Genomic DNA, 22,114 nt, shown 5'->3' with positions numbered 1-22,114 from the left:
TATTTGTATATATATAACACAAGCCCCCTAATGGACAAAAAGAATACTACTCTTGGAGAATTTATCATCGAAAACCAGTCCTCTTTTCAGTATTCTTCCGGTGAGCTTTCTAAGTTGATCAACGCTATCCGTCTGGCAGCCAAAGTAGTAAACCACGAAGTAAACAAAGCTGGGTTGATAGACATTCTCGGCGGCGTGGGCGACACAAATATACAAGGAGAAGATCAGCAGAAGTTAGACGTTCTGGCCAATGACAAGTTTATTCAGACCTTAAAGAACAGAGAGATCGTCTGTGGAATTGCCTCTGAAGAGGAAGACGACTTTATCAGTGTTAACAGCAATGATGAAAATCACCAAAACAAATATATTGTACTCATAGATCCCTTAGATGGCTCTTCAAATATTGATGTGAATGTGTCTGTAGGCACCATTTTTTCTATTTACAGACGGGTTACACCCATAGGCACTCCTGTGACTCTCGAAGATTTTTTACAACCGGGAATAAATCAAGTGGCGGCAGGGTACATCGTTTACGGAACCTCCACTATGTTGGTCTATACAACCGGGGACGGAGTCAACGGATTTACGTTAAATCCGGCCATTGGTACTTTTTACCTCTCTCATCCCAATATGGAATTCCCGGAAACCGGGAACATCTATTCTGTGAATGAAGGAAATTACATTCATTTCCCTCAAGGGGTTAAGGATTATATTAAATATTGCCAACTAGAAGAAGAGGACAGACCGTATACCTCAAGGTATATTGGTTCATTGGTGTCCGATTTTCACAGGAATATGATCAAGGGCGGTATCTATATGTATCCCAAAAGCAGTGTAGCCTCTAACGGAAAATTACGTCTGCTCTATGAATGTAACCCCATGGCATTTCTGGCAGAGCAAGCCAATGGAAAAGCCAGTAATGGATATAAAAGAATCATGGAGATTCAACCCACTGAGCTTCATGAGCGGGTTCCCTTCTTTTGTGGAAGCAGGAAGATGGTGGAAAAAGCCGAAGAATTTATGGCTGCTAAAGCCTAATTGCAAATTACTATACCAGGTAGTAATTAATCTTTCTTGCGTTTCATAACGTATAGGTAGTCTTCAAAATCGAATTTTCCTCTGAACAAGATAATAGACCTTTTTATGATTTTTTCTGCCTTAGCCGGTGAATATCCCAGGGCCAATGCATATTTCTTTATCATTCTATATTCATCTTCATCAATATCATGATCCGCATAGATGATCTTAAAAAGATCATAAATGCGCTCTAAACGCTCTTCCGACTCGTAAGGGGCTTCAATAGGATATTTATTCTCCTTCTTCATCACCTCCCTGTATTCAGCACCGGAAATATCTAATTTTACGGCGAAGCGATCGATCACTTTCTGCTCTGCAGGATTAATTTCCCCATCTATCGCTGCCAAGGAAGCTATGGCAGCAAAGTGGGCCAAATTTTTTCGTTTTTCACTGTGTCCGTATAAATCTAAAATGGGCATATTACAATAAATTCTATCATACAAAGATACTTTTTTTGGAAGGGATTATTTCAATAAAACATTCATTATTTTTAAAATAATCTCCCATCAAATATTTCTGGTATTCCTTTTATTTCTTGCTACAAGTCGTTATGATCCTTCAAAAGTATTACATGGTTTTTGTACCTTCGTTTTGCTATGAAACTCCTGCTTTTAACTCCAACCCTTTATGGGATCATTTCGCATTGCAGCATATAAATCCGGACATATGATAGATGACCATATTGATACAAAAAGCATTCTATAATGACCCAGGACGAGCTTTTCTATATTGCAGAACAATGGTTCCGGGAACAGGGATGGAAACCGTTTCCTTTCCAGAAGAAAACCTGGAAGGCATTTTTAGCAGGAAAAAATGGTCTTCTTAATGCCCCCACCGGGAGTGGTAAAACCTATGCCTTGTGGTTTCCTATTGTTCTGAACTATATTAATCAGAATTCATCATATAAAACATCTCATTCAAAGGGGTTAAAAGCAATTTGGATCACTCCCCTGCGCGCATTATCTCAGGAGATCAGACAGTCTGCTGAACGAATAATAAAAGACCTGGATCTTCCCCTAACTGTTGGGATCAGAACAGGAGATACTTCTACCAAGGAACGCGCCCAACAGCGTAAGACAATGCCCGATCTGCTGATCACTACTCCGGAAAGCCTGCAATTGTTGTTGGCCACCAAAGGGTATGACAAGATGTTCAAAAAATGTAATGCTGTGGTAGTAGATGAATGGCACGAACTATTGGGCACCAAACGAGGCGTACAAATGGAATTGGCACTTTCCAGGATCAAAACGCTATCGAGCAATTTACGGATCTGGGGGATATCGGCAACCATAGGAAACCTGGAAGAAGCCAGGCAAGTATTGCTTGGCCCAGAGAGTAAGGCATTTCAAAATTCAATCCTGATCCGGGCTGCATTGAATAAAAAAATTCATGTGATCAGCATTATCCCCGAGCATATAGAAACCTTTCCGTGGAGAGGACATTTGGGACTGCGCCTTTTGGACAGGGTGATCCCCATTATAAAAAAAAGTAAGACCACCCTGCTCTTTACCAATACCCGGAGCCAATGTGAGATCTGGTTCCAAAAGATACTGGAAAAATACCCTGAGATGGCAGGTGAAATGGCCATGCATCATGGCAGCATTAATAAGGACACCCGTATTTGGGTAGAGGAAGCCATCAGGAATGAAAAATTAAAAGCGGTGGTGTGTACCTCCAGTCTCGATCTGGGGGTCGACTTTGCTCCGGTGGAAACTGTAATACAGATAGGAGGCCCAAAAGGGGTGGCCAGGTTTATGCAACGAGCAGGGCGCAGTGGCCATAGACCCGGAAAAGAGAGCGTTATCTATTTCTTGCCAACCCATGCCATTGAATTAGTAGAGGCATCGGCACTGCAACAGGCTGTTATAAAACAGGCAGTTGAAGACAGAATGCCCTATCTCAATAGCTTTGATGTACTGGTTCAGTACCTAACTACCCTGGCAGTTTCAGACGGATTTATCCCTTCAGAGATCTACCAAGAAGTTAAAAGCAGTTTTTGCTATCAGGGAATGACCGAAGACAAATGGCGATGGCTGTTAAACTTTATCGTCCTGGGAAGTCAGAGTCTACAAACCTATGATGAATATAAAAAAGTAGAAATTGCCGATGATGGCAGATTTGTTGTTCAAAACAGAGGAGTGGCAATGCGCCATAGATTTCAAATAGGAACAATCGTTGGCGATGCCAACCTCACTGTTCGGTACCAAAAAGGTGGGTATATAGGATCTATTGAAGAATCCTTTATTTCCAAGTTAACACCGGGCGATGTATTTACATTTGCCGGAAGGAACCTGGAATTTATCAGGATCAAAGAGATGCAGGCCCTGGTGCGTAATTCCTCAAAAAAGACGAGTAAAGTGCCGAGCTGGATGGGTGGCCGACTCACCTTATCAGCCCAAATGTCGCAATTGCTCAGAGAAGAATTGTATTCCGCAAGGCTACATTCAGACCAACAATCAGATTCCATTCGTGCCCTAGCTCCAATCTTTGAAAGACAACAAAAAGAAAGCATAGTCCCCGGTCCGGATGAGTTACTTATTGAAACCTTTAAGAGCAGTGACGGATTCCATCATATCATTTATCCTTTCGAAGGAAGATTTGTTCATGAAGCAATGGGCAGTTTATTGGGATACCGCATAAGTCTTCTTTCTCCCATTACTTTCTCCCTGGCTTTTAACGACTATGGATTCGAGCTTTTGTCCGATAAAGAAATAGACATCCAGGCTGTTATTGACAATGACCTCTTTACTACTTCTTATATGTTTGAGGATCTTCAAAATAGCCTGAATTCCACTGAAATGGCCCGTAGAAAATTCAGGGATATTGCAGTTATAAGCGGTATGGTCTTTACCGGGTACCCAGATAAAGGTGTAAAAATGAAACACCTGCAGAGCAGTTCCCAATTGCTATTCGATGTATTCAGGGATTACGAACCAGATAACCTGCTTTTTCTTCAGGCATTTCGTGAGACCTTTGAACACCAATTGGAAGAGGGTCGTTTACGACTGGCCCTGGAAAGGATAGGCAGGCAAGAGATCGTTTGGAAAGCGTGCAAAAATCCAACACCATTTTCATTCCCAATCATCACAGATAGACTGCGGGAAAAGCTCTCCAGCGAAAAGTTGGCAGACAGAATAAAACGAATGACAGCCCTATTAATAAAATGATGTATTCACAGATCGGCATTTACTATCTTTGATCTTATGACCTCCCAGCGTATCCTTATTGCCGAACAACACCTGGTATTGAACCCCTCGGGAGTAGTATTCTGGGAAGAGGAAGAGGTTTTGCTGATCAGTGATGTTCATTTAGGAAAAGTGACGCATTTCAGAAAATATGGAGCAGCCGTCCCTCAAGAGGTGATCCTAAAAAATTTCGAAGTTTTACAAGACTCCCTCTCACTTTACAAACCCAAAACGATCTGTTTTTTGGGCGATCTCTTTCATTCCAGCCTTAACAAGGAGTGGCAATTATTTGAAACCTGGGTCCTGAAAACTCCTGCAAAAATTCTGCTGATAGCCGGGAACCATGATATTATTTCCCCAGTCAAATATGAGAACTTAGGTATCTCACTGGTAGCAGAGCTTATATGGGGACCTTTTTTGTTGACTCATTATCCGGAAGAAAGAGCTGGCCTATTCAACCTTTCCGGACATATACATCCCGCTATTAGATTAAGTGGAAAGGGAAGACAATCTTTACGCCTGCCCTGTTTCTTTAAGAACAAACATCAAATGATCCTGCCGGCATTTGGTGCCTTCACAGGAACACATGTGCTAAAAAAGAAGGGGGCAGACGAAGTATATGCCATTGCAGATGCCATGGTCATAAAAATTTAACCGGCCATTGCCAGACCACTGTTCTCGCCTTATCTTTGCACAAAATTAGCAGGTGACAAAAAGCACCATCCCACCATTGTACAAACAGTCTCCCCAACTGCGGAAACTAGGGGGAGCTATATCCCAATCCCAAAAAATCACACATCTCAAAGGACTTGTAGGTTCGGCACAATCCTTTGTGTTGGCAGAAGTTTTCAAAAGTTCCGATCACCCTTTTTTGTGGATCCTGCGAGATAAGGAAGAAGCTGCGTATTACCTCAACGATCTTGAACAGCTGATAGGAGGGCAAGATGTCCTTTTCTATCCGGCGAGTTACCGCAGACCTTATCAGATTGAAGAAACCGACAACGCCAATGTACTCCTCAGGGCTGAGGTTCTGAACCGTATCAATTCCAGAAAAAAACCAGCCGTCATCGTCACGTATCCCGATGCTCTGTTCGAAAAGGTGGTGACCAGGAAAGAGTTGGATAAAAATACCCAGAAGATCAAAATTGGAGACATTCTCTCCTTAGATTTCCTAAACGAAGTATTGTTCGAATACCAGTTTCACAGAGTAGATTTTGTAACAGAACCAGGTGAATTTGCGGTTCGTGGGGGGATAGTAGATGTCTTTTCCTTCTCCAATGATGAGCCCTATAGAATCGAATTTTTCGGGGATGAAATAGATAGCATCCGGACCTTTGATGTAGAAACTCAACTTTCGACAATGCAGGTAAAAAAGATCACCATCATCCCTAATGTGGAGAATAAATTTATGAAAGAATCCAGGGTGAGCTTTCTGAAGTATATCAATCCCAACACCGTTCTATTTGTAAACGACCCGGACGTACTTCACCAGCGTATTACATCCTTTTTCAAAAAAGCCAATGAGGCCTTTGCTGATCTTAGTACGGACATAAAACACGCCAAGCCCAAGGAATTATTTATCAATAGCTCCCTGCTCGAAGCAGAACTGGAACAATTTGCCATGGTCACCTTTCAAGGAAAGACGACCGCCAATGAAGCTGCGGTGATCTCCTTCAATACCAAACCTCAGCCTATCTTCAATAAAAAATTCGACCTCCTTTTAGCCAATCTGAATGATAATGAAGCTAAGGGATACCAGAATTATCTCTTTTGCTCATCCGAAGAACAGGCAAAAAGATTCCATGATATTTTTGACGAGATAGGAAAGACGGTGCATTATCAAACACTAGTGGTGCCCATTCACGATGGCTTTATCGATGATGACATTAAGGTAGCTTGTTATACAGATCACCAGATCTTTGAACGCTATCATAAGTTTCAGATCAAGAACGGGTATGCTAAAAAGCAGGCCATTACCCTGAAAGAATTGAATAAACTCTCCACGGGCGATTATGTAACCCATATAGATCATGGAATAGGGAAGTTTGGAGGTCTGCAGAAAATAGAAGTAGAAGGCAAAAAACAGGAGGCCATTAAATTGATGTATGGGGAACGAGACATCCTTTATGTAAGCATACATTCCCTGCATAAGATCTCCAAATACAATGGGAAAGATGGTGTGGCACCAAAAATATACAAACTGGGCTCTGCTGCATGGAAAAAATTAAAACAAAAAACCAAGTCGAGGGTCAAGAAGATCGCATTCGATCTGATTAATGTATATGCCAAAAGGCGGTTAGATAAAGGTCATGCCTATGCGCCAGATAGTTACTTGCAACACGAATTGGAAGCTTCCTTTATTTACGAGGACACACCAGACCAGATCACGGCCACCCAGGATATTAAGCGCGACATGGAAAAAGACAGGCCCATGGACAGGCTAATCTGTGGCGATGTTGGGTTTGGTAAAACAGAAGTTGCCATCAGGGCAGCTTTTAAGGCGGTGGATGATGGGAAACAGGTTGCCGTACTTGTACCTACTACCATTCTTGCTTTTCAGCATTATCGCACCTTTAAGGAGCGTCTTTCAGATATGCCGGTGAGCGTAGATTATCTGAATCGGTTTCGCACAGCAAAAGAGAAAAAAGAGACCCTCGCAAATCTGGAATCCGGGAAAGTAGACATCATTATTGGCACCCATCAATTGGTGAACAAAAATGTGGTCTTTAAGGACCTCGGTCTCCTTATTGTGGATGAAGAACAGAAATTTGGAGTGGCTGTAAAGGATAAATTAAAATCGATCAAGGAGAATGTAGATGTGCTAACGCTTACCGCCACACCCATTCCCAGAACACTACAGTTTAGTCTTATGGCTGCGCGAGACCTTTCAGTCATTACCACCCCTCCCCCTAACCGTTATCCTATAGAAAGTAATGTAATACGTTTGGATGAGGCCACGATCAGAGATGCCATCTCTTATGAGATTCAACGTGGAGGGCAAGTGTTTTTTATCCATAATCGTATTCAGAATATTAAAGAGGTGGCCGGACTTTTACAACGCCTGGTACCCGATGCCAAAATACGGATAGGTCACGGGCAGATGGAAGGAAAAAGACTGGAGAACCTTATGCTTGGTTTTATGAATGGCGATTTTGATGTTCTTGTCTCTACTACTATTGTTGAAAGTGGGCTCGATGTTCCCAATGCGAATACCATCTTTATAAATAATGCAAATAATTTTGGATTAAGTGATCTCCATCAGATGAGGGGCCGTGTAGGCAGAAGTAATAAAAAGGCGTTTTGTTATTTTATTACCCCTCCCTTCGATTCAATGACAACAGAAGCCAGAAAGCGCATACAGGCGCTGGAACAATTCACGGAATTAGGAAGTGGTTTTAATATAGCCATGAAAGACCTTGAAATAAGAGGTGCCGGAGATCTGCTTGGGGGAGAACAAAGCGGATTTATTAATGAGATCGGTTTTGAGACCTACCAGAAGATCCTGGCAGAAGCCATTGAGGAATTAAAGGAGAATGAATTTAAAGATCTTTATGAACCTGAGGATGGCTCAGAAAAGGTCTATGTGAAAGAGACACAGATCGATTCAGATTTTGAACTATTGTTCCCGGATAACTATGTCAATAATATAACAGAACGCCTAAACCTCTACACCGAATTAAACGGAATAACGAACGAAGAGGACCTACAAAAGTACCAGGCTCATTTAAAGGATAGGTTTGGCCCATTACCCGAAACCGTGAAAGATCTTTTAAATTCGGTAAGGATCAAATGGACAGCCAGTAGTATTGGTCTGGAAAAGGTTGTGATGAAAAAAGGGAAACTATTGGGATACTTTGTAGCCGACCAACATTCAAGTTTCTATCAGAGTACGGCCTTTACCAAGGTCCTTCAGTATGTTCAAGCTCATCCAGCCTCCTGCAAGATCAAGGAAAAACAAACCCGTAACGGACTGAGACTCTTGTTGGTGTTTGAAAAAATTTATTCTACTTCTACTGCACTTGAAATGCTCCAACCTCTGGCTGGCCAACTTCAAACCAAAACTCAGGCTACTCCTTAAGGTGAGTAGTTAATTGCGTGTTTTACAATGTCTTAAGATCCTTGATGGTCTTAAAAGCAATATCTACCTGTTCATCATTGACAATGATGGTAAATTCATTTGTTGTGGAAATAACCTCGTATAGTACGATCCCTTCCCACGCCAGGCGTTGGAAAATAAAATAATAAATACCGGGAACGGAGACATTCTCAGCAGGGAGTTTTACTGTAATGGAAGAGAGGTTAGAGGCTTTTTGGGTGCACTTCTCACCCTTAAATAATGATTCTACAACATCGTCAAGGCTATCACTTACCACAATATTTAATTCATTGACGCCTCTTGAAGAGGTATAAAAGACCTCCTTGTTCTTTGTGACTTCCTTTAAAAGTTGTGTTTGATTTTCAAGGATAGTGTCTGAGACCAAGAATGTAAAATCTGTTAGTGAGGAACGTACCGTAATTTCACCAATATTCTTTAACACTTTAATGATCCTGTGTGTAGCACGGAATTCCAGGTCGTCCGAAAGCCGTTTTAAAGCCATAACAATAGCTCCGTTACGGACATCCTTCCCTAATTCAAGTTCTATTTCGGGCTTTATGAGTCGGGATAAAGAAGTAAGATTTATGATTCCTTGTGCTAATGCACTTTGTAAAAATGGCTTTTTCTTTATGTAATGCTCCACAACGGAAGAAATGGTCTTCATTCTTTTTCTTTCAAAAATAACAATATGTTATAAATAAAACAATATTTAATACGGAGAGAAGGCTTCTTTAAGATGCTCTATTTTATATCCCGAGGGTTGCCCCAGGATCGTAATAATATCAAAGCGTACATCAACATCCAGATCGTTTTCCTGAACATAGTGATCTGCAGCCATGATAAGCAGCCCTATTTTTTTTCGATTTACGGAAGCAGTGATGGGTTGCAGGTGATCAGAACGCCTGTACTTTACCTCCACCACTGCCAGAATACTCCCTTTTTGGGCAATAATGTCGATTTCCGCTTTTAAATATCTGTAATTCCTCCTAAGGACCTTATATCCCTTCTTTAAGAGTAGTTCCGCAGCCAGTTCCTCCCCCTTTTTTCCAAAATCATTGTGTGATGCCATAGTGCACAAAAAATTAACAAATTAGCGCATTTCATCGAAAAATGAGGTCAGTAACCGCCTATTTTGGCTCATAGATTGTACATTAGGTCTCCGGATATCGAAAATTTCTGGATTTCCATACTAAGCGAATGGATTAAGCGTTAAGAATTTGCCCCTACGCACATGAACGTTCTTAAAGCCTAATAATTGACTATGGAATACTTCGTTAATTGTAACACCTCTACATTAGCGCTATACACAACACCCCTGGATAAAGTCAGGGCCGCGCATTTGTACAGAAGACTTGGGTTTAGTGCCTCAGTACAGACTATTGATACGGCCGTAGGCCAAAATGCCGGAACGTTGGTAGACGCTCTAATAAATGAAGCTTTAACCATGCCTCCTCTTGCGGCTCCCGCCTGGGCAGACTGGAATAACAGCAATTATCCGGCAGACGATGATCTGGCTCGCCAAATCAGAAGAGCTCAGCAGGAAGAATGGGCCGTCGCCTATACCAATGGCTTGTTGACCAATAATCTTAGAGACAGGTTGAGTTTCTTTTGGAGCAATCATTTTGTCACCGAACTAGATGTGTATGACTGTAACAGTTTCTTGTACTACTACACCAACTGTCTGCAGAGAAACGCTATTGGCAACTTTAAGACCTTTGTGAGTGAAATTGGTTTAACCTCCGCCATGCTCTATTATTTGGATGGTGTTTACAATAACGGTAACAACCCTAACGAGAATTACGCACGGGAACTTTATGAACTTTTCTCTCTTGGAGAAGGGAACGGGTATACAGAACAAGATATTATTGAAACGGCCAAAGCCTTAACAGGTTATGTTGAACGCGGCGAATTAGGCTGTGAACAGGTTACTTTTGATCCCACCAGATTCGATGCCGGACCAAAAACCATTTTGGGACAAACCGGAAATTGGAACTATGACGATGTTATAGACATTCTTTTTCAGGAACGTCCCAATGAAATCGCCAGATTTATTTGCCAAAAATTATATGAGTTCTTTGTTCACCCGGATTCTGATGACGATGCCGGTAATGCGCAAAACATTATTACCCTATTGGCTAACACCATGGTGGCCAACAATTTTGAAATTGCACCTGTACTTTCTCAATTGTTTAAGAGTCAGCATTTCTTTGATGATGAGGCCATTGGCGTTATCATTAAAAGTCCGTTCGATATTTATCTTAACCTCATCAATGAAACCAATTTTGCATATAATGATAATACTATACTCAATGTCATAGATACTACGAGAATGCTCAGTCAGGAATTGTTCGATCCTGTAGACGTTGCCGGATGGCAGCGAGACCGTACCTGGATCAATACCAACTTTATTATTGGTAGATGGTTAACCGTGGAAGTATTTCTTGAGATCTTTTTCCAGGGGAATCCTGAACAATTCAGAACCCTGGCTATGGATGCAGTAGGAATGGCAGATAGTAACACCAGTAATCCAGAGACCGTGGTACGGGCACTGGTAAATAAATTTACACCTATTGGACTGCTTACTGCTCAGGATTTCGAAAATGCCATGTCGGTCTTTAAGATCGAAGATGTCCCTGAAGAGTATTACGGATCGGACTATATCCCTGGTGGATTAGGCCTTTGGATGCTTTCGGTTAGTCCGGAAGTTCCGCAGCAAGTATTTCTTCTGCTAATGCATTTGTCTAGACAACCTGAGTTTCAACTTAAATAATACCTACAGTTATGTGCAATAATCATATCCCTATTAATATAAAGAATCAAAACGGTCACGACGAGGAACACAAGTTCTGGAGTAGACGTTCATTCCTGCAAGCCCTCGGTATTGCCGGATCCGGATCTATGATGCTGGGAAGCAATATGCTTACCGCCTCAGCTCCTTCACCCCTTACAGCGGCCATTGCTAATGCAGATACAGATAACATCCTTATTCTTATCAGGCTTTCTGGTGGTAACGACGGATTAAGTACTGTGGTCCCTATTGAGCAATACGATCTGTATGCCAATGCCAGGCCTAATATCTATATTCCCGAAAGTAAGGTGCTAAAGCTTACAGACGAATTTGGAGTACCTTCTTATATGAATGCCCTGGAACCTATGTGGGGCGAAGGTCAGTTTAAGGCCGTCCATGGCGTTGGATATGAAAATCAGAGTCTTTCGCATTTTACAGGATCAGACATCTATGCAAATACAGATCTTACCACCACAGGATTTTCAGGTTTGAATACCGGGTGGATGGGACGTTATTTTGAAAATATTTACCCAGATTATCTGGTGAATCCACCAGCGTCACCTGCTGCTATTCAGATAGGCAACTTTGGTAGTTTAGTTTTTCAGGGCGAAGAGACCAATTACGCCTTTGTAACTTCTAACATTGATCAATTGGAAGAGATCGCCGAGACCGGAGTGCAATACAGTTTGGATCCTGCCCTCTTTAATGATTGTATGTATGGAGATCAGTTAAGATTCCTGAGAGGGGTAGCGAATACTACCTATGAATACTCCGGACTTATTCATGAAGCGTATGAAAGAGGTCAAAACCAGGTACAATACCAGGATAATGGCTTTGCCAGACAATTAGCGCTGCTTGCTAGATTGATAAAAGGAAATCTGGGAACCAAAGTATATATGATCTCCATGGGAGGTTTTGATACACACGGAAACCAGCCTTTGGCACACGAGCGACTTATGTCTAACTTGTCTATTGCCATCAACAATTTTTACGAGGATATTGCTTTTACGCAACAAGATGATAAGGTATTGAGTATGACCTTCTCCGAATTTGGTAGAAGGATCTTTGAGAACGGTTCTAATGGTACCGATCACGGAAAAGCAGCTCCTACCCTTTTCTTTGGCTCAGGCTTAAATGGAAGTGCCTTTGTTGGAGATCATCCTTCATTGGAGAATCCGAACGGAAGAGGAAATCTTGAATACACCATGGACTTTAGGGATCTATATGCCACTGTCCTGGCAGAATGGTTATGTGTACCTATTCCTCTTGTGGAACAACACTTATTAGATCATCCGTACGCTCCTGTGAATCTAGGATTTAATTGTAGTGGTGTTGAATTTCCGGATATTGCGTATAGCGATGAGCCGTTTATACCACCGAATCCCATGGATCCTAATGCTGAAGATCCTAGTGAAGAAATGTTGAACGCTATTGTTCACAAACCATTCTATCCAACACAACAAACACCGCATATATATCTTGAAATGCCATTTAGTGCACATGTAGATATTCAACTCTACAATATTCTGGGTCAGAATGTGGGGACCATTTACAATGAAATGATGTTTGAAGGGTCTGTAGAGATCAACATCCGTGAACGAATGCCAAGTCATTTGTCCACCGGAAAATACATCTACCGTATCCAGGTGCAGGATAAAAAAATGTCTAAATCCGTAATGGTGGCATAAGCTGCCCCTACTTTGCTATAGCAACCCTCGTATTTCCGGTTCAAGAATCAAACTTTGCGCCTGGACATACGAGGGTTTTCTTTTTTCTTCTCCTCAGGGGAAGGGGCATTAAAAAATGGTTATTTTTGTGCCCTAATCAAAGAGCTTGATGGCAGCAGCATCCCAAAAATTTGCCCGATACACTATTACGGCGGCGCTTCCTTATACCAATGGTCCTATCCATATAGGCCATTTGGCCGGGGTCTATGTCCCGGCGGATATTTATGCCCGTTACCTGCGGTTGATTGGCAAGGAAGTAGCATTTGTTTGTGGCAGTGATGAGCACGGTGTTGCTATCCCAATGAAGGCCAAAAAGGAAGGAGTCTCCCCCAAAGTACTGATCGATAAATACCACGGGATCATTAAACAATCCTTTCAGGACTTTGGGATCACTTTTGACAATTATTCCCGTACCTCAGCCGAAATTCATCATCAAACAGCCAGCGATTTCTTTGTAAAGTTGTACAAGCAAGGCGATTTTATTGAGGAGACCACCGCCCAGCTATACGATGAACAAGAAGGGCAATTCCTGGCAGATCGTTTTGTGACCGGTACCTGCCCCAAGTGTGGAAATGAAGAAGCCTACGGCGACCAATGTGAAAATTGTGGCTCTTCTTTAAATGCCACAGATCTGATCAATCCAAAGTCTACCCTGTCTGGCGCAGTTCCCACTTTAAAAGAGACCAAACACTGGTTCTTACCTCTGGACCGCTACGAAGATTTTCTTAAACAGTGGATCCTGGTAGATCATAAATCGGATTGGAAACCCAACGTATACGGGCAATGCAAATCATGGATAGATGATGGACTAAAACCAAGAGCGGTGACGCGCGATCTAGACTGGGGGATCCCTGTTCCAGTAAAGGGAGGTGAAGGGAAAGTTTTATATGTCTGGTTCGATGCGCCTATTGGATATATATCCTCAACCAAAGAATGGGCACAACGAGAAGGAAAGGACTGGAAACCTTACTGGCAATCCAAGGATACCAAATTGGTCCATTTTATAGGGAAAGACAATATTGTTTTTCACTGTATCATCTTTCCCAGCATGCTAAAAGCCCACGGAGATTTCATTCTCCCCGAGAATGTCCCCGCCAATGAATTTTTAAATCTTGAAGGACAAAAACTGTCTACCTCAAAGAATTGGGCCGTTTGGTTGCATGAATATTTAGAAGCCTTTCCGGATGCTCAGGATGTACTCAGATATACCCTTACCGCTAATGCTCCGGAGACCAAGGATAACGATTTTACCTGGGCCGATTTTCAGGCGCGTAATAACAACGAACTGGTTGCTATCTTCGGGAATTTTATCAATCGTGTTGTAGTGCTTTCCCAAAAATATTATAATGGCGTCGTACCTGTGACCGGGAAACTTACCCAGGCAGATAATGATGCCTTAAAGGCCATGCAAAACTTTCCAGCCTCTATTACTGATTCTATTGAACGCTACCGCTTCAGGGAAGCCGGACAAGAACTAATGAACCTGGCCAGATTAGGGAACAAATACCTGGCAGATGAGGAGCCCTGGAAAGTGATCAAGGAAGATGAGGCAAGGGTGGCTACAATTATGAATACCGCCCTGCAACTGGCTACGGCCCTGGCGATCCTTAGTGAACCCTTTCTGCCGTTTACCTCTGCAAAACTTAAGAAAATGCTCTTATTAGAGAACTGCAAACCTTCTTTAGGATGGGAGAGCATTGCGATCCAATCATCGTTACTTCCCTCCGGACATGTATTGGGGAAATCAGAATTGTTATTCCGCAAGATCGAAGATGAGGAGATCACCGCTCAACTCGAAAAATTAAAAGCCACTAAAAAAGCCAACGAATCTGAAAATAAAAATGTTATGCCTCAAAAAGAAACGATCAGTTTTGAAGAATTCTCTAAAATGGATATGCGTGTAGGGACCATCCTGGAAGCGGAAAAAATGCCTAAGACTAAGAAACTGATGGTCCTCAAAGTAGATACCGGCATAGATGTAAGAACTATTGTATCCGGGATCGCCGAAAGTTTTACTCCTGAAGAGATCGTAGGTAAAAAAGTGACCGTATTGGTTAACCTGGCCCCAAGACCCCTGCGAGGCGTTGAAAGTCAGGGGATGATCCTTATGACCGAAAGTGAGGAAGGGAAACTGGTATTTCTAAATCCGGACAATTCTGAGGTGGACAATGGCGCCACTATCAGCTAGTGAAGGCGATGTATATAACCATAAAGTGAATTCAAATATTTTTGTTTTTTGTAAGTAGCCCATGCTAATACCCTTCGGTTGGCTCAGTAAGTATTTTTTCTGAAGGCGTCATCCTGATAAATGTTTATGACCCTTAGCGGGTTAATACTGATGAATGTCATTGAATTAAAATACATGTTTGTGTATTTTTATAGAAAACATAAGATATGTTGACTAAAAATATGGAAAAAGCCCTCAACGGACAAATACGTTTAGAGGCAGAATCTTCGCAGGTGTACCTATCTATGGCATCCTGGGCTGAGGTAAAAGGACTGGAAGGGATTTCTTTGTTTATGTACGGACATTCCGATGAGGAAAGAATGCATATGCTAAAACTGATTAAATACGTCAATGAACGAGGCGGACACGCCCATATCAGCGATCTTAAAGCACCTGATAAAGACTTCGGCAGCTTCCAGAAAATGTTTCAGGAACTCTACGAACATGAGATTTTTGTTTCAAAGAGCATCAATGAGCTGGTTCATGTATCTCTGGAAGAAAAGGATTATGCTACCCACAATTTCCTACAGTGGTATGTAGCTGAACAGATAGAGGAAGAAGCTCTGGCTAGAAATATATTGGACAAGATAAACCTTATTGGGAATGATAAAGGGGGATTATACCTGTTTGACAGGGATGTGCAGCAAATCACGGCAGGGAACGCTGACTCCAATACGACCGAGTAAGAAATAACAATCTATTTTCGCACCTACAGCAACCTTATGGGGGAAAAGAAAAAAGAAAAAAATAAGGCAAAAAAAGCACAGAAGGCTCTGATGCGGGCCCTTTCCTGCAAGGAATGTAAATCTAAGTGTTGCGACAAATACAAAAAGTGCAGATCTAAGCGCTGTAAACGCTGCCCCTGTATTGACGTGTTGAAAAAAGTGGCTTAAATTCTTACTTACTAGTGTCTTTGGGATACCAAAGATGGAGAAACAATGAGATCCTTGGCTGCTATATCCTTATCGCTAAGAGATCTTTGTGCATGAGTAGCGTAGAAGGACGCCTGCTTTTTATAACCCTTGCCATGTTTGGTTGCAATATCACAGCCCTGCTTATGTTCCAGATAAGATCTACTTTTAAAGAAAATATAGGTTTTGTAAGCTGTATAATTCTCTTGTTTTAAGTTATTTTCAAAATTGCGCTGATCTTTCCAATAATCCATTTCATCTTCTTCCAGGGCAAAATTGAGTGATTGTTCCAAAAGAGCATCTTCAATTGCCATACTGCGATAGAAACTGATCACAGACTCTCCTCCCTTCTCTTCCTGTGCGCGAAGGCCCCACGGAAGGCAGGTAATTAAAATGAGTAAGAGTGTTATACTACGTTTCATCAGTCCTTATTTACTACTCCGTTTTTTTCTAGGAAATTCGAAATAACTGGATATAAAAGATAGTAAAACATTTACGTTATTAATAGAAAAAGGGGCAAAATGCCCCCTTTATCGACCAGATGTTACCTTTTTATTGTTTCCCTAACATCAAAAGCTCATTACATTTGATCTCCGAGATAAATCGCTTTTCACCATCCTTGTTCTCATACGATCTGTGAATCAATTTACCCTCTACGGCAACTTCGCTTCCTTTGAAAAGGAACTTTTCCACCACATCTGCCAGTTTGCCCCATACGACAATATTGTGCCATTGGGTGTCCGTGACCTTCTCTCCTTTGGTGTTCCGGTAGGTCTCATTGGTCGCTATAGAAAATTTCGCGAGTTTACTACCACTGTCAAGATTTACTACTTCCGGGTCCTGCCCCAGGTTTCCAATCAACTGTACTTTGTTTTTAAGTGCATTCATGATTACTAAATTTTAAGGTTAAACAGTTAATACTATCGGTTGCTATATCCGACACGTCAAACATAGACTCATAAAAAGCAATAGTTGGTTGTTACTTGTTTATTTTCGTTTGTTATCGTTTGTAGTCGTTTGTATACGTATTAGAATATTCAAATGAGCATTTAATAAAGCGCCTATTGTTCCGCAGCATGGGTTTTCTTTTTATATTAGGGACTCTTTATAAAACTAGACCCTCACCATGAAAAAACTATGCACCCTTTTTATCTTTTTGATCAGTTTTATATGTGTACACGCGCAAACCGCTCAAGATATAGCAACCGCCATAGAAAAAGAGGCGAATGAGAATTCTCAACTCACCGTCCTGGCACATGAGCTAATGGATATTATTGGCCCCAGACTGGTGGGAACACCTCAAATGAAAAATGCACACGATTGGGCCGTGAAAACCTATGCCAAATGGGGTATTTCTGCAACAAATGAAACATGGGGAACGTGGCGCGGATGGGAACGCGGTATCACCCATATAGATATGATATCACCACGCGTAGTATCTCTAACTGGCAGACAACTGGCCTGGAGCCCCGGCACCTCATCTAAAGGAATTACTGCCGGACTAATAACCATCCCTACCCTGGCAGATTCCCTGGCCTTTAAAACCTGGGTGTCTAACGTTAAAGGAAAATTTGTACTTGTTTCCATGCCCCAACCCACAGGCCGACCAGATTATAACTGGGAAGAATTTGCTACCCCAGAGTCCTTTGAAAAAATGAAGAAGGAACGCGATGAACTCGAAAAGGCCTGGAGCCAAAAGATCAGAGCTACTGGCTATAGCAGCAGAACCATCAATGAGGCCCTCGAAGCAGCTGGTGCCTTGGGCATCATCCAATCTCGCTGGTCCAACGGCTTTGGAGCCAACAAGATCTTTAGTGCCAACACTAAAAAAATTCCGGTAGTGGACCTTTCCCTGGAAGACTACGGCATGCTCTACCGTATGGTGGAACACGGTGGCAACCCCGTTATAAAAGTAGTGGCAGAGTCTAAGGAATTAGGCAGGGTACCTACTTTTAACACAATTGCCACTATTCCGGGTACAGAATTCCCGGATGAGTACATTATCCTTTCTGCCCATTTTGATTCCTGGGACGGGGGAACCGGCGCTACAGATAATGGTACAGGCACCATCACCATGATGGAAACCGCACGTATCCTCAAAAAATTATACCCAAACCCAAAACGCACTATCATCATAGGATTGTGGGGTAGCGAAGAACAGGGCCTCAATGGTTCACGCGCTTTTGTAGAGGACCATCCGGAGGTTGTAGAAGGCCTGCAAGCCTTATTCAATCAGGATAATGGCACCGGAAGGGTAGTAAACCTGTCCGGACAAGGATTTTTAAATTCCTATGCCTATCTGGGCCGATGGATGGAAACGGTTCCCGAAAGCATTACCAAACATATAGAAACGACCTTTCCGGGAAATCCTGGTGGTGGTGGCTCGGACTATGCCTCCTTCGTGGCTGCCGGTGTTCCCGCATTTTCACTTAGCTCCCTGAGTTGGAGCTACAGAAACTATACCTGGCACACCAACCTGGATACCTATGACAAGATCGTTTTTGATGATGTTCGCAACAATGTGATCCTAACAGCTATACTCACCTATATGGCCAGTGAAGATCCGGAAAGAAGTTCCAGAGAAAAAGCAGTACTATCTATCAATCCAAGAACGGGTGAAAGACGCAACTGGCCTACTCCTAGATCGCCTACCCGGGAAGGAGGGAATTAAAACTAAACCATCATATTTATGAAACCAACCCAAAATAAATGGGATGAAAATACAGGGTGTAAATTCCGCCAGATGACTTTTGCTTCTGTAAAAGAATAGAGGTAACTCCCAAAAAAATATCCAATAACATAACTTTGTAAACACTTGCTATGAAACTTATTCAACTCCTGATCATTGGACTATTACTACTTCCTTCTTCTGTTGAAAGTCAGAGAAGAAAATCTCGAAACGCAGCTCCCATACCTGTGCTGGAAGACTCGCTGTTTCACGGCCTCCAATGGCGTAATATTGGGCCTTTTCGGGGTGGCCGAAGTGTAACTTCAACCGGGGTTGTGGGCCAGCCTATGACCTATTATATGGGCAGTACCGGAGGCGGTATCTGGAAAACAACCGATGATGGCATCACCTGGAAAAACGTCTCTGATGGCTTTCTAAAAACAGGGAGTGTAGGAGCGTTGGCAGTGTCTGAAAGCAACCCGAATATCGTTATTGCAGGCATGGGAGAACACGCTGCCAGAGGGGTTATGACCTCTATGGGAGATGGCGTATATAAATCTACCGATGCTGGCAAGACCTGGACCCATATGGGCCTGGATAACACAAGACATATTTCAGACATCGTGATTCACCCAACCAATCCGGATATCATCTTTGTCACCGCACAGGGTGCCCAGTATGGCCCTACGGAAGACCGTGGAATTTACCGTTCTAACAATGGTGGAACAAACTGGGAAAAGGTCCTCTATCTCGATACCACTACAGGGGCCGCATCCTTGTCAATGGACATGAAGAACCCTCTTATTTTATATGCCGCCATGTGGCAACACCGCCGTTATCCATGGACCATGGAATCTGGTGGCGCCATGTCTGGCCTCTTTAAATCTGCGGATGGAGGCACCACCTGGGACAAAATGAAGGAAGGGCTACCAAAGGAATTTGGTAAGGCAGGGATCTCTGTATCCAGAGCCAACCCGGAACGTGTGTTTGCAGTGATCGAAGCAGAAGGAGACAAAGGAGGCGTCTACCGCTCAGACGATGCGGGCAAAAAATGGGTGCAGATCAATAAGGACAGGGTAAATATTGCCCGTTCCTGGTACTATATGGAGATCTTCGCAGATCCCCAAAATGAAAATGTGGTCTATGTATTGAACGCCCCTGTGATGAAATCGATCGATGGGGGCAAGTCCTTTTCCGGCCTCTCTACGCCTCACGGGGATAACCACCATTTGTGGATCCACCCCAAGGACAATCAGAAAATGATCAACTCCAATGACGGAGGCGCCAATGTATCCAACAATGGAGGTGAAAGCTGGAGTACACAGACCATACAACCCACTGCGCAGTTCTACAGGGTCATTACAGACAATCAGGTTCCCTATAGGGTCTATGGAGGTCAGCAAGACAACTCGGCTATCTCTATCGCCAGCCGAACCAATGATCGGGGAATAGACTGGAAAGACTGGTATTCTGTTGCCGGTTGTGAAAGTGCTTACCTCGCCTTTGATCCGGATGATCCTAAAGTAATATATGGAGGATGCTATCAGGGCATTATTGAGAAATGGGTAAAGGCTTCCAGAGAAGGCAAATCTATTAAAGAATATCCGGAGCTAGCCCTTGGGAATGTCCCGGTCAACTTTAAATACCGCTATAATTGGAATGCCCCTATCATCAGTTCCCCACATGACAGGAGCACCATTTACCATGCAGGAAACGTCGTATTTAAGAGTACCGATGAAGGCCAAAGTTGGGAAGTCATTAGCCCGGATCTTACCCGGAATGACAAAAGCAAACAGGGCCCTGGTGGTGGGCCGTATACCAACGAAGCAGCCGGGGGAGAAAATTACAACACCCTCATGTACCTGGTAGAATCGCCGCACGAAGAAGGGGTGCTTTGGGCAGGCTCGGATGATGGCCTTGTACACCTTACCAAAGATGGAGGAGAGAACTGGGTAAATGCTACCCCTAAGGATCTGGGTGAAGGCATAGTAAATAGCATTGAAGTTTCTCCGCACGATCCTGCCACCGCCTATGTAGCGGTGATGCGTTATAAGACCATGGACCTTAAACCTTATATTTATAAAACCTCAGATTATGGCGAGACCTGGACCAAGATCGTGAATGGCATTACGGATCCACACACCTTTGTAAGGGTAGTTAGAGAAGATCCCAAGCGGCGAGGCTTGTTATATGCCGGTACCGAAACCGGACTTTATATCTCACTGAATGACGGACTGAACTGGCAACCTTTTCAACTCAATTTACCGGTGGTTCCTATCAATGATATGATCTTCCAGGACAATGACCTGGTAGTGGCAACGGCAGGAAGATCTTTCTGGATATTAGATGATGTTGGTGCCCTACAAAGTGCTCCAATGACTTCTGCAACGGTAGCAGTTGTACAACCTAAAAACACCTATTTACTTTTTGGCGGGAGCACAGAAAAACCGGTACCCGGCCTTGGTCAGAATCCAAAGCAAGGGGTAACAATAGATTATTATCTGGGACAAAAGCTGGATAGTACGGAGCTCACTCTGGAAGTGCTTCAAAATAATGAGGTAATTAGAACCTACTCTAGTAAAAAGCCTGAAGATTTTAGTTCCTGGCCGGGTGGGCCATCAAAACCTGAAATCTTACCGGCGAAGAAAGGGTACAACCGTTTTACCTGGGATTTCAGGAAGGACGATCTGCCTTCTGTAGACAAGGTTTTTGTCTATGGAAGTTACGAAGGCTCGCGGGTTGCCCCCGGCACCTATGGCATACGGCTTACTTTAGGGGAGGCGGTGTCTGAGACTACCGCCAATATCTTACCTAATCCGAAGGTAGCAGCCACGGCGGCCGAATATGCAGAGCAGCAAAAGGTCCTGGATCAAATTGCGTCTGCTATTACGAATATGCATGAGGCGGTAAACCAGATGCGGTCTGCCAAAAACCAGCTTACTGCCTATGAAAAACTGCTTAAGGACAATGCAGCTGCTGCGGACCTGGTAGCCAAAGGCAAGGAATTGCTGGAACGGATCAATACCTGGGAGGAAAACTTAATACAACCTAAGCAAAAGACCTTTCAGGATGTGATCAATTTCCACAACCAGTTAAATGCTGAGTTTATGAACCTGCGGGATTATGTAGATGCTGCAGAGCCTAAGGTTACAAAGGGTGCACAGGAACGCCTGGCAGATCTGCTGGGGCAATGGAACACTTTTGAACAAGAGAAAAATGATATTGTATCGTCAGGGATGAACGCGTATAATGCACTTTATAAGTCGTTGAACCTGCCTGCTATTATAATGGAGGAGTAATGGAAAACCATTGCCGCTGAACAGTGGGTTTCTCTTTATTCTCTATCTTAGTCTCTACGCAACGAAACCATACGCGAACACGGTACCTGCAATGTTAGACGACAGGGCAATCACGTTACCTTGTAAAGTCATCGTT

Annotated in this window: 15 protein-coding genes; 10 read left to right on the top strand and 5 right to left on the bottom strand. The window is 43.0% G+C overall.

Translation table 11 applies throughout. The annotated features are described in order from the left end of the window. Positions 1-30 precede the first annotated feature (30 nt). Positions 31-1,038, top strand: a complete 1,008-nt coding sequence (fbp, locus tag Q0X72_RS00840) for a class 1 fructose-bisphosphatase (protein ID WP_297760631.1) — start codon at positions 31-33, stop codon at positions 1,036-1,038. Positions 1,039-1,064: 26 nt separating this feature from the next. On the opposite strand, the gene Q0X72_RS00835 is transcribed toward fbp, so the two are convergent. Further along, a complete protein-coding gene (locus Q0X72_RS00835) occupies positions 1,065-1,496 on the bottom strand; it encodes a TerB family tellurite resistance protein (protein WP_297760628.1) in 432 nt (143 codons plus the stop codon). 285 nt (positions 1,497-1,781) lie between these two features. Between Q0X72_RS00835 and Q0X72_RS00830 the strand changes: the two genes are divergently transcribed. From Q0X72_RS00830 to mfd, 3 genes are read left to right on the top strand one after another with little or no spacing between them, the layout of a single operon-like run. Continuing rightward, on the top strand, positions 1,782-4,244 hold the full coding sequence (locus Q0X72_RS00830; protein ID WP_297760625.1) for a ligase-associated DNA damage response DEXH box helicase: 2,463 nt from the start codon (positions 1,782-1,784) through the stop codon (positions 4,242-4,244). A 36-nt stretch (positions 4,245-4,280) separates the two neighbouring features. Beyond that, positions 4,281-4,916 (top strand): ligase-associated DNA damage response endonuclease PdeM, encoded by a 636-nt coding sequence (gene pdeM / locus Q0X72_RS00825; protein WP_297760622.1) that lies wholly within the window; start codon positions 4,281-4,283, stop codon positions 4,914-4,916. 52 nt (positions 4,917-4,968) lie between these two features. Then, positions 4,969-8,340: a transcription-repair coupling factor gene (mfd, locus tag Q0X72_RS00820; protein ID WP_297760619.1), complete on the top strand. Its 3,372-nt coding sequence runs from the start codon at positions 4,969-4,971 to the stop codon at positions 8,338-8,340. Positions 8,341-8,362: 22 nt separating this feature from the next. Here mfd and Q0X72_RS00815 read toward each other — a convergent pair whose 3' ends face one another. Both Q0X72_RS00815 and Q0X72_RS00810 read right to left on the bottom strand, forming a co-directional pair. Then, positions 8,363-9,022: an aspartate kinase gene (locus Q0X72_RS00815; RefSeq protein WP_297760617.1), complete on the bottom strand. Its 660-nt coding sequence runs from the start codon at positions 9,020-9,022 to the stop codon at positions 8,363-8,365. 45 nt (positions 9,023-9,067) lie between these two features. Next, the gene (locus tag Q0X72_RS00810) at positions 9,068-9,427 is read right to left on the bottom strand and encodes a YraN family protein (protein WP_297760615.1); all 360 of its coding nucleotides are present in this window, start codon (positions 9,425-9,427) and stop codon (positions 9,068-9,070) included. A 192-nt stretch (positions 9,428-9,619) separates the two neighbouring features. Between Q0X72_RS00810 and Q0X72_RS00805 the strand changes: the two genes are divergently transcribed. The 4 genes from Q0X72_RS00805 (at position 9,620) to Q0X72_RS00790 (ending at position 15,786) form a co-directional block, all read left to right on the top strand. Continuing rightward, positions 9,620-11,128: a DUF1800 domain-containing protein gene (locus tag Q0X72_RS00805; protein ID WP_297760612.1), complete on the top strand. Its 1,509-nt coding sequence runs from the start codon at positions 9,620-9,622 to the stop codon at positions 11,126-11,128. A gap of 11 nt (positions 11,129-11,139) precedes the next feature. Continuing rightward, complete coding sequence (locus Q0X72_RS00800; protein WP_297760609.1) at positions 11,140-12,834, top strand: DUF1501 domain-containing protein; 1,695 nt, start codon at positions 11,140-11,142, stop codon at positions 12,832-12,834. Between the two features lie 148 nt (positions 12,835-12,982). After that, positions 12,983-15,061, top strand: a complete 2,079-nt coding sequence (gene metG, locus Q0X72_RS00795; protein WP_297760606.1) for a methionine--tRNA ligase — start codon at positions 12,983-12,985, stop codon at positions 15,059-15,061. Between the two features lie 206 nt (positions 15,062-15,267). Further along, the gene (locus Q0X72_RS00790) at positions 15,268-15,786 is read left to right on the top strand and encodes a ferritin (RefSeq protein WP_297760603.1); all 519 of its coding nucleotides are present in this window, start codon (positions 15,268-15,270) and stop codon (positions 15,784-15,786) included. Between the two features lie 218 nt (positions 15,787-16,004). Here Q0X72_RS00790 and Q0X72_RS00785 read toward each other — a convergent pair whose 3' ends face one another. Further along, positions 16,005-16,433, bottom strand: a complete 429-nt coding sequence (locus Q0X72_RS00785) for a hypothetical protein (RefSeq protein WP_297760600.1) — start codon at positions 16,431-16,433, stop codon at positions 16,005-16,007. A 130-nt stretch (positions 16,434-16,563) separates the two neighbouring features. Continuing rightward, positions 16,564-16,899, bottom strand: coding sequence for a single-stranded DNA-binding protein (locus tag Q0X72_RS00780; RefSeq protein WP_297760597.1), 336 nt, complete (start codon positions 16,897-16,899; stop codon positions 16,564-16,566). Positions 16,900-17,137: 238 nt separating this feature from the next. On the opposite strand from Q0X72_RS00780, the gene Q0X72_RS00775 reads away from it, so the two are divergent. Beyond that, complete coding sequence (locus Q0X72_RS00775) at positions 17,138-18,682, top strand: M20/M25/M40 family metallo-hydrolase (RefSeq protein WP_297760594.1); 1,545 nt, start codon at positions 17,138-17,140, stop codon at positions 18,680-18,682. A gap of 149 nt (positions 18,683-18,831) precedes the next feature. Beyond that, positions 18,832-21,978, top strand: coding sequence for a glycosyl hydrolase (locus tag Q0X72_RS00770; RefSeq protein ID WP_297760592.1), 3,147 nt, complete (start codon positions 18,832-18,834; stop codon positions 21,976-21,978). Positions 21,979-22,114: the final 136 nt, after the last annotated feature.

The sequence above is a fragment of the uncultured Muriicola sp. genome, assembly GCF_947258935.1.
GTDB lineage: Bacteria > Bacteroidota > Bacteroidia > Flavobacteriales > Flavobacteriaceae > Muriicola.
This window is presented reverse-complemented; position numbering and strand designations above follow the sequence as displayed.